Genomic DNA, 7,845 nt, shown 5'->3' on the forward strand with positions numbered 1-7,845 from the left:
GCCAGGTCGCGCATCACGCGCTCGGAATCGGCGCCTTCGGCCACCGCCTCGACGGCCGTGCTGACGACCTTGTCGCCGAGCGCCTTCTGCATCGCCAGGCGGCCTTGTTCGTGCTGGTAGGTCCAGCCGGCTTCGCCGATCGGGCTCACGTAGACGAACGCGACTTTCAGCGGCGGCTTGGGTGGCGCGGCGGTCTGTGCGTGGGTTGCGGTGGCCCCGAGGGCGAACATCGCGGCCAGCGAGACAACGCTGGCGCGGGCGAGGTTTTTGAACATGGTGTTCCTCTACATGGCCCCGTTGCTTGGTTCGAGCCACGTGGGGGCACGCGGCCGGCTCGGGCGCGATTGTCTCAGACGCTCGGCGGCAAACCGGCCTGATCCCCTCAACTCTACTTGCGAATGGGTCTCATTTGCACTAGGATCGATTCACGCACATTTTCTGGAGAACGGCATGGCGCACCACCCCGCCCACATCGAAGAACACGAGTTGCCCAGCGTCGAGGCGGTGCTCGCCGGCACGCTGGCGCTGATGACCGGCTACAGCCAGGCGCTGCAGGCCGAACTCGACCCGCAACACCGCGTGAAGATGGGCCTGAAGATCGGCGACAACCTGTCGATGCTCGTCGACCACCCGCAGCTATCGCTCGGCTTCAGGCAGGTGCTGCTCGGCTTGCAAGGGCGCTGGCACGCGATGAGCGAATGCAGCGCGCAGGCCGCGCAAGACTGCGAGTGCGACTGCGCGAGCCCGCTGCCCGCACCGGCACGCGACGGGCTGGCGCGCTTTCAGCTGGCCGCGCCGAAGCGGCTGCAGTAAGGCGTCAGCGCGACGCGTCAGGGCTGCTTCTTTTCCGGCGCGTAGGCCGAGTGCAGTTCGGCGGGTTTCTTCGAGCGCTTGCGCATGCGGATGTTCAGCATCTCCACGGCGACCGAGAAGGCCATCGCGAAATACACGTAACCCTTGGGCACGTGCTGGTCGAAACCTTCGGCGATCAGCACCACGCCGATCACCACCAGGAACGACAAGGCCAGCATCTTGATCGTCGGGTGGTCCGAGACGAAGCGGCCGATCGACGACGCGAACAGCATCATCAGCGCGACCGAGGCGATCACCGCGGCGATCATCACCTCGATGCGGTCGACCATGCCCACCGCGGTGATGATCGAGTCGAGCGAGAACACCATGTCGATCACCATGATCTGCAGGATCACGGCGGTGAACGTGGCTTTCACCGCGCTCGAGGCGTGGCCCTCTTCGCCTTCGAGCGACTGGTGGATCTCGCCGGTGCTCTTGTAGATCAGGAACAGGCCGCCGGCGATCAGGATCAGGTCGCGCCCCGAGATCTCCTGGCCCAGCACCGTGAACAGCGGCGCCACCAGGCCGACGATCCACGACAGCACCAGCAGCAGGCCGATGCGCATGAACATCGCCATGAACAGACCGATCTTGCGCGCGCGCTCGCGCTGCGCCACCGGCAGCTTGTCGACCAGGATCGAGATGAACACGACGTTGTCGATGCCGAGGACCAGCTCCAGCGCGGTCAGCGTGGCGAAGGCGATCCAGGCTTGCGGGTCGGTCAGAAGTTCGATCATCTTGGTTCCAGGCGGTGGGTGGGCAGGGGCTGGCCCGCGGCGGGCGCGAGTGTACAGAGCGCCAAAGACCCCACGCCTGCGCCGTGCATGTGCGCCGGCCGAACCCAGTCTTCAACCCATCGTCAGGGCGATGATGAACAGCACGAACAGGGCCAGCACGAGGCCGCACACGCACAACAGCACCACAGTGCGCCACAAGGTCTCGAAGAAGGTCAGCCGGTGGGTCTCTCGCAGTTGCATGAACAGGTGCAGTGGCGCGACCACGCCCAACAGGAATGCCTGAACGCCGTGCAGCTTCAGCGGCTCGAGCAAGGCCACCACGATGATCAGCACCGACATGAACGAGAGCGAATAGAGCGAGAACACCGCGTGGTCGTACATCGTGATGCCCGGGCGCCAGAAGAACATCAGCCACAGGAAGGGCAAGGAGATCGGCACCAGCAGAAATGAAAACTTGTAGGCCGTGTTCTTGAGCTTGTAGAGCGTGAGCTCCGAGTTCTGCTGGGCCCGTTTCAGCGCCGCGTCGATGCGCGCATTGCCGGTGTCGAGCTTCATGCTGCCGAGCGCCACGGCACCCATCGACACCGCGGGCGCCGACGCGGCAGCAGCGCCCCTCGAGGCCGCAGCACCCGGCGCCCTGGCCGCCCCGGCCAGCGCTGCATCCACCGCCTTCAGCGCCAGCGCGTTGGCGGCCTGCTCGACCTTGGCGTCGGCCAGCGCCGACTGTGCGTCGCCGAGCGGGGCCCCGAGACGACGCGCCTCGGTGAGCGCTGCTTCGGCCTTTGCCACCGCAGCCTCGGCGAGCTTGAGCTCGGCGGCGGCGTCGGCGCGCTCCTGCGGCGTGACGCGGCCGACGTTGACGGTCACCGACGACAGGCTGGTCAGCGAGAACACGAAGAACATCAGGAACACCGTGAACAGGAACAAGGCCAGCGGCGACACATGGCGCGCGCGCTGGCCGTCGATGTAGCGGCGCGTCAGCAGGCCCGGGCGCACCACCAGCAGCGGCAAGGTGCGCCAGCCCTTGGCGTCGAAGTGCAGGATGCCGTGCAGCACTTCTTCGGCCAGGTGCAGCAACGAGCGGTGCACATGAGCCGGCTGGCCGCAGGCCTGGCAGAAGGCGCCGTGCAGCGCGGCGCCGCAGTTCCTGCACTGCGCGCCGTGTGCCGGCGACCCGCCGGGCGCTGTGGGGCCACCGACCTGCGACGCGACAAGACCGGCGGTCGCCAAGGCGCCGACGGCTTCGAGTTCGTCGCTCATTCAAGCGGCCCCTCGAATGCGCAGTCGAGTGCCTGCAGCCAGGCCTGCTTGCGTTCCTGCGAAACGAAGCTCGCTTCGAAACTGTTGGCGGCCAACCGATGGGCCTCGCGCGCGCCGAGCTGCGGCAAGGCGGCGAAGGTCTCGAGGTAGTTCTGGTTCACGTAGCCGCCGAAATACGCGGGGTCGTCGGAGTTGACGGTGGCGCACAGCCCGGCGGCCAGCAAGGCGGGCAACTGGTGCTCGGCCATGGTCTTGTAGACGCAGAGTTTCACGTTCGACAGCGGGCACACCGTGAGCGGCATGCGCTCGTTGGCCAGGCGCTTCACGAGTTCGGGGTCTTCGACGCAGCGCACGCCGTGGTCGATGCGTTCGGCATGCAAGACGTCGAGCGCACTCCGGATGTAGGCCGGCGGGCCTTCTTCGCCGGCATGCGCCACGAGCCGCAGGCCGAGCTCGCGGCAGCGGGCGAACACCCGCGCGAATTTTTCAGGCGGGTTGCCGCGCTCGCCACTGTCGAGGCCGACGCCGATGAAACGGCTGCGGTGCGGCAGCGCCTGCTCGAGCGTGGCGAACGCCGCTTCTTCGCTCAGGTGGCGCAGAAAACACATGATCAACAAGGCGCTCACGCCGAGCTCGCGTTGCGCTGCTTCGCACGCGCGCGAGAGGCCGTCGATCACGGTCGCGAAGCTCACCCCGCGCTCGGTGTGCGTCTGCGGGTCGAAGAAGATCTCGGCGTGCACCACGTGGTCGGCCGCGGCACGGCGAAAGTAGGCCATCCCCATGTCGAAGAAGTCTTCTTCCTTCAGCAGCACGCTGGCGCCGGCGTAGTAGATGTCGAGAAAACTCTGCAGGTCGGTGAAGGCGTAGGCGGCGCGCAGCGCTTCGACGTTCGCATACGGCAGGGCCACACCGTTGCGCTGCGCGAGCGCGAAGATCAGCTCGGGCTCGAGCGAGCCTTCGATGTGCAGGTGCAGTTCGGCCTTGGGCATCGTGCGCAGCAGCTCGGGCAGGCGCGCGCGGGGGATGGCGTCGAAATCGATCATGCTCAGCACACTCCGAAAGTGATGCCGCGTTCGAGCAGAACGCGGCGGTAGGCGGCGCTCGCCCGGTCGGCGGCGCAGTGCAATTCTCCCGTGCGCGCTGGCAGGCGCTTCGGGCTCTGCGATTCGAGGATCGGCTGGTCCTGCGTGAAGATCGTGTGCTGGAAAGCGCGCAACTCAGCGTCGCTCGACGCGTGGTCGGTCACGGCGAGGCGGAACCAGACGACGCTCTGCTCCGGTTCCTGCGGGCAGACGAACAAGCCGATCTCGTCACGGTAGCCCCCCTGCGCTTGCGGCAGCTTCGTCAGTACCGCGCTGAACGGCGACGTGAGCTCGTAGCGGTAGTCGACTAGGCTGCCCTGCTCCGACAGCGCGTTGCTCTGCGGCTGCCAGGCCTGGCAGCCGCTCGCGACGAATCCGGCCGGCGTGGACTCGACCCGGTAGTCGGCCAGCGCCGTGTGGGCGCGGTCGCCGAGCCAGCCTTCGTGCACGAAACCGAAGTGCGCCATGTCGAGAAAGTTCTCGACGATGCGCGGCGCGCTGGTCGCGACCAGGTAGGGCCCGCACAGCAGCTTGCGCAAGTGCGGGTCGTGTTCTGCCTCGAACGCGGGGATGTCGGTATCGCCGCGCTCCAGCCGCACCCACACGAGCCCGTGCGCTTCGTTTGCCTCGAAGGTGCAGGCGCGGTGACCCGGCGGCGGTGTGAAAGCGGGGAGCGCAGGAATCACCATGCACTGCCCGCCCGGCGCGAACTGCCAGCCGTGGTACGGGCACTCGAGCCGCGTGCCACCTTCGCCCGCCACCACGCGCCCGAGCGACAGCCGGGTGCCGCGGTGCGGGCAACGGTCGGCCCAGGCCTGCGGCGTGCCCGTCTCGTCGCGCCACAGCACCAGGTCTTCACCGAGCAGGCCCAGCGCCAACGGCGCATCGCCGAGCAGTGCCGCGGCGTCGCAGACCGGGTGCCACCCACCACGCTCGACCATCGAGGCTCCCCAAGAAAACAGGCCGCACATGGCGGCCTGCGGTTTCAACGAAGGTTGAAGGCTTACTTCTTGTCGCCGCCCGGCACCTTGCCGTCGACGCCCTTGACGTAGAAGTTCACGCCGCCGAGGAACTTGTCATCGGCCACGGCGTCCTTGGCGAGGACTTCCTTGCCGTCGTTGCCCATGATCGGGCCCTTCCAGATCGAGAAGCTGCCGTCCTTCAGGCCGGCCTTCACGGCTTCGACCTTGGCCTTCAGCTCGGCCGGCACCTTGTCGGAGATCGACACGATGTCGATCGCGCCTTCTTTCACGCCCCACCACGACGATTCGCCGCCCTTCCACTTGCCTTCGAGCGCGTCACCCGTGGCCTTGATGTAGTACGGAGCCCAGTTGATCACGGCCGAAGCGAGGTGGGCCTTCGGTGCGTAGGCGGTCATGTCGCTGTCCCAGCCGAAGGCCAGCTTGCCGGCCTTCTCGGCTGTCTGCAGCACGGCCGACGAGTCGGTGTTCTGCATCAGCACGTCGGCGCCGCCGTTCATCAGCGACTGCGCGGCTTCGGTTTCCTTGGGCGGATTGAACCACTCGTTGATCCAGACGACCTTGGTCTTGATCTTCGGGTTGACCGACTGCGCGCCGAGCGTGAAGCTGTTGATGTTGCGGATGACTTCGGGAATCGGGATCGAGCCGACCACACCGATGGTGTTGGTCTTGGTCATGCCGCCGGCGATCACACCGGCCATGTAGGCACCTTCGTAGGTGCGCGAGTCATAGGTGCGCATGTTCTCGGCTTGCTTGTAGCCGGTGGCGTGCTCGAACTTCACGTCTTTCAGGTCGGCCGCGGTCTTGAGCATCGGCTCCATGTAGCCGAAGGTCGTGCCGAAGATCAGCTTGTTGCCTTGGCCGGCCATGTCGCGGAACACGCGCTCGGCGTCGGCTGCCTCGGGCACCTTCTCGACGAAGCTGGTGACGACCTTGTCGCCGAATTCCTTTTCGACCGCCTTGCGGGCGTTGTCGTGCGCGAAGGTCCAGCCGCCGTCACCCACCGGGCCGACGTAGGCGAAGGCGATCTTCAGCGGCTCGGCCTTGGCCGGGGCGGCCGAAGCGGCGGCCACAGGCGCAGCCGAAGCGGCAGCGGCCGCTGGGGCTTCTTCTTTCTTGCCACAACCCACGAGGGCCGCGGTGGCGGCCAGCGAGGCCCAGCCCGCTGCCTTGATTAAAGAACGCTTGGAATGAAAGGTCATGTCGTCTCCAGGTTGAAGGTTCGGAAGGTGGCGCCGAGCCACGAATTATGTGGCAGCGGAAAGCGCGAGGGTCTGTTGGCGCCACGGGAGGGCACGCGCCGAGCCCCGGCAGGCCGCAGGGCAAGGCGTGAGGAAGGCGGTGTGCCTGCGGCACACAACGACCGAGCAACGCAGCCCTGCGGCCTGCCGGGGCTCGGCCCTTCGGGTGATCTCAGCAAACAGCCGCCGGCCGCGTTGCAAATACTCGCCGTAGGCGCGGCTACGCCTGCGCTTTGCGCCTTGCCGGCGGCTGTTTGATGAGTCACGCGTGCCCTCCCATGGCGCCAACAGGCCCTAGCTGCCCGGGAAGAAAGGTTTGCCGATCGACGCCGGCATGTTGACGCGGATGAAGGTGGCGTTGCGCGAGATCAGCACCAGCACGATGATGGTGGCGAGGTAGGGCATCATCGTCAGGAACTGGCTCGGGATCTGCACGCCTTCTCCTTGCAGGTGGAACTGCAGCATGGTCACGCCGCCGAACAGGTAGGCACCGAGCAAGACACGTGCCGGCCGCCAGGTGGCGAAGGTGGTGAGCGCCAGCGCGATCCAGCCCTTGCCGGCCACCATGCCTTCGACCCACAGCGGCGTGTACACGACCGAGATGTACGCGCCCGAAATGCCGCACAGCGCGCCGCCGACCATCACCGCCAGCAAGCGGATGCGCCGAACCGGGTAGCCGAGCGCGTGCGCCGATTCCGGCGACTCGCCGATCGAGCGCAGCACCAGCCCGGCGCGCGAGCGGTACAGGAACCAGGCGAGCCCCAGCATCAGCGCGATCGCGATGTAGACCATCGGGTGCTGCTTGAACAGCGCCGGGCCGATGAAAGGAATGTCGGAAAGGAACGGCACCTCGAAACGGGGCCGCTCGGTCAGCTTCTCTTGCGTGTAGCGGATGCCGACGAAGGCCGAGAAGCCGGTGCCGAACAGGCTCAGCGCCAGGCCGGTGGCGTACTGGTTGGTGTTGAGCCAGATCACCAGCACACCGAAAGCGGCGGCGAGCAGCGCACCGGCGGCGGCACCGCCGGCGAAGGCGATCCAGTCGCTGCCGGTGTGCACGGCAGTGGCGTAACCCGCCACGGCGGCCACCAGCATCATGCCTTCGGCACCGAGGTTGACGATGCCGGCACGTTCGTTGATCAGCAGGCCGAGCGAAGCGAACGCGAGCACGGTGCCGGCGTTGAGCGTGGCGGCCAGAAGCAATGCAAAGGAGTCCATCACGCGCCCTTTCCGGTGGTGGCGGTGTTCGCCGACGAAACGACTGGCACGGTGGCCTTGGGCGCCGGCCGCGCGGCCTGCCAGCGAATTCGGTAGTGGATCAGCGTGTCGCAGGCCAGCAGCGTGAACAGCAGCAGGCCCTGGAACACACCGGTCAACGACTTCGGCAAGCCGAGCCGAGACTGCGCCAACTCACCGCCGATGTAGAACATGCTCATCAGCACGCCCGAGAACACGATGCCCACCGGGTGCAGACGCCCCACGTAGGCGACGATGATCGCGGCGAAGCCGTAGCCCGCCGGCACATACGGCGTGAGCTGGCCGAGCGGGCCGGCCACTTCGAGCGCACCGGCCAGGCCGGCCATGCCGCCCGACAGCAGCAGCGCCGTCCACAAGGCGCGGCGCGACGAGAAGCCGGCGTAACGCGCCGCCGCCGGCGCCAGGCCGCCGACCTGCAACTGGAAGCCGGCGTAGGTGC

The 7,845-nt window shown here is 67.2% G+C and carries 8 protein-coding genes and 1 pseudogene; 1 reads left to right on the forward strand and 8 read right to left on the reverse strand.

What is annotated here, in order from left to right:
* A pseudogene (locus AC30PD_RS10675) lies at positions 1 to 275 on the reverse strand (BMP family ABC transporter substrate-binding protein); the annotation flags it as partial.
* A 175-nt stretch (positions 276 to 450) separates the two neighbouring features.
* On the opposite strand from AC30PD_RS10675, the gene AC30PD_RS10680 reads away from it, so the two are divergent.
* Positions 451 to 813: a hypothetical protein gene (locus AC30PD_RS10680; RefSeq protein ID WP_489535645.1), complete on the forward strand. Its 363-nt coding sequence runs from the start codon at positions 451 to 453 to the stop codon at positions 811 to 813.
* A 17-nt stretch (positions 814 to 830) separates the two neighbouring features.
* Here the strand turns inward: AC30PD_RS10680 and AC30PD_RS10685 are convergent, their stop codons facing one another.
* From AC30PD_RS10685 to AC30PD_RS10715, 7 genes are all read right to left on the reverse strand, one after another.
* Complete coding sequence (locus AC30PD_RS10685; protein WP_489535646.1) at positions 831 to 1,589, reverse strand: TerC family protein; 759 nt, start codon at positions 1,587 to 1,589, stop codon at positions 831 to 833.
* 111 nt (positions 1,590 to 1,700) lie between these two features.
* Positions 1,701 to 2,849 carry a DUF3667 domain-containing protein gene (locus AC30PD_RS10690; protein WP_489535647.1) on the reverse strand — a complete coding sequence of 383 codons (1,149 nt, stop codon included), beginning with the start codon at positions 2,847 to 2,849 and terminating at the stop codon, positions 1,701 to 1,703.
* A complete protein-coding gene (locus tag AC30PD_RS10695; protein WP_489535648.1) occupies positions 2,846 to 3,892 on the reverse strand; it encodes an adenosine deaminase in 1,047 nt (348 codons plus the stop codon). Before AC30PD_RS10695 ends, AC30PD_RS10690 begins: the two co-directional genes overlap by 4 nt.
* A gap of 2 nt (positions 3,893 to 3,894) precedes the next feature.
* Positions 3,895 to 4,872: a Rieske 2Fe-2S domain-containing protein gene (locus tag AC30PD_RS10700; protein WP_489535652.1), complete on the reverse strand. Its 978-nt coding sequence runs from the start codon at positions 4,870 to 4,872 to the stop codon at positions 3,895 to 3,897.
* 62 nt (positions 4,873 to 4,934) lie between these two features.
* Entirely contained in the window at positions 4,935 to 6,113 is a 1,179-nt protein-coding gene (locus AC30PD_RS10705; protein WP_489535649.1) for a BMP family ABC transporter substrate-binding protein, read from the reverse strand.
* Positions 6,114 to 6,446: 333 nt separating this feature from the next.
* Positions 6,447 to 7,367 (reverse strand): ABC transporter permease, encoded by a 921-nt coding sequence (locus tag AC30PD_RS10710; RefSeq protein WP_489535650.1) that lies wholly within the window; start codon positions 7,365 to 7,367, stop codon positions 6,447 to 6,449.
* Positions 7,367 to 7,845 (reverse strand): ABC transporter permease (locus AC30PD_RS10715; protein ID WP_489535651.1); only part of this gene is annotated, 479 nt, incomplete at its 5' end. The genes AC30PD_RS10710 and AC30PD_RS10715, both read right to left, overlap by 1 nt.

It is taken from the genome of Rhizobacter sp., assembly GCF_032229685.1.
Lineage (GTDB): Bacteria > Pseudomonadota > Gammaproteobacteria > Burkholderiales > Burkholderiaceae_C > LMDS01.